The organism is Frankia tisae (genome assembly GCF_025403405.1).
GTDB classification, from domain to species: Bacteria; Actinomycetota; Actinomycetes; order Frankiales; family Frankiaceae; genus Frankia; species Frankia tisai.
Genome location: NZ_JANEZT010000680.1, coordinates 1 through 1,449, shown reverse-complemented (window position 1 = coordinate 1,449; position 1,449 = coordinate 1). Strand labels below are relative to the sequence as shown.

2 protein-coding genes are annotated in these 1,449 nt (G+C 70.9%); one reads left to right on the top strand and one right to left on the bottom strand.

Annotated elements, in window-relative coordinates; genetic code table 11:
- Window positions 1–985, top strand: a 985-nt coding sequence (locus NBZ85_RS31070) for a tetratricopeptide repeat protein (RefSeq protein ID WP_261563415.1), incomplete at its 5' end; no start/stop codon positions are given.
- Between the two features lie 35 nt (window positions 986–1,020).
- Here the strand turns inward: NBZ85_RS31070 and NBZ85_RS31065 are convergent.
- Window positions 1,021–1,449 (bottom strand): hypothetical protein (locus tag NBZ85_RS31065; RefSeq protein WP_261563414.1); only part of this gene is annotated, 429 nt, incomplete at its 5' end.

Sequence of the window (1,449 nt, the reverse complement as noted above, 5' to 3'; positions counted from 1 at the left end):
CCACCAACTCGCCGCCACCTACCGACGAATCGGCGCCACCAGTGACGCCCTCGCCCACGCCGAACCCGCCCTCGCCGCCCGCGAACGCGTCCTCGGCCCCGACCACCCACAAACTTTCGACAGCCGCCATCAACTCGGCATCACCTACCGCCAAGCCGGCCGTCTCGACGACGCCACCCGCGAACTCGACCAGGCGCTGACCGGCCGCCGACAGGTCCTCGGCCCCGACAATCCCCGCACTCTCGACAGCACCCATTCCCTTGCCCGCGCCTACCTCACAGCCGGACGGCCCGAAACCGCCGTGCCCCTGTTCGACCAGGCGCTGACCGGCCGCGAACGTATCCTCGGCCCTGATCATCCCAAGACGACCCAGAGCCGAGAACGGCTTGCCGCAGCCCATATCGCCGAGGGCCGGCCAGGCGAGGCCCTGTCTCACCTCGAACGCCTCCTCGACCGCCACGAACGCGTCCTTGGCCCTGCGCACCCACGCGTCTTGGATGCCCGTGACGACTTGGCGGCCCACTACCGCGACGCCGGCCAACCCGAAGCGGCCCGCCACCACCTCGAACGCCAGCTCGTCGCCCGCGCCCGGACCGACGGCGTCGCCGATGCCCGCACTCTGCGCACAGCAACCAACCTGGTCGAGGTGTGCCGCGACACCGGCAGGTTGTCCCAAGCCGTGGACCTCAGCGAACGCGTCCACACCATCCGGACCCACTCCCTCGGCCCGGATCATCCCGAAACCCGCGCCAGCCGAACCACGCTCGCCGAGACCTACCGCCAGACCGGCCGGCATGCCGATGCCGCCCCGCTCGGCCGCGACGCCCTTACCGATGCGATGCGCGACCACGGCCCCTACCACCCGGACACCATCCGCGCCCGCCGCGCCCTTAACGACACCATCCACGACCAGGGCGCCGACAGACTGCCCCGACCCGAACGGTCACCGACACCTGAAACCAGGGATCACCGCATCGGCCCGTAACCGGCTGGGCCTCACCTGCCAGTCACGGCGATCCGTCAACGCGTATCCGGGGATTCGCCGCCGTCGTCACTCGGGGACGTGTCCGCTTCGTCGGACGGGCGGCCGAACCCCTCCAACTTGTCGAACAACCGCGACCTCGCGTCATCAGGCGCAATCGCCTGCTCGGCAGCCCGCTCCTTACGCGCTCGCGCGTCCGCCGCCGCATTCGCCTTGTCCCGGAAATCCCGCATCATCTGATCAAGCTCTTGCTGATCCGACTCGAACTCGTGCTCGTCGGAGAGGCGGTTCGCCAGCTCGTTATCGTCGCGGGACTGCCAGGTGCGGGTGAACGAGCCGTCCCAGTCGACCGGGCGCAGCGGCGGGCGGCCCCCGGCCGGCGCATCCGGCGGTTCCGCGGAACCGCCCCATGGCGACTCGGCCGCTCCGGGACCTGCATCAGCGTGGGAGTCCGGCGGGGGCGGGGC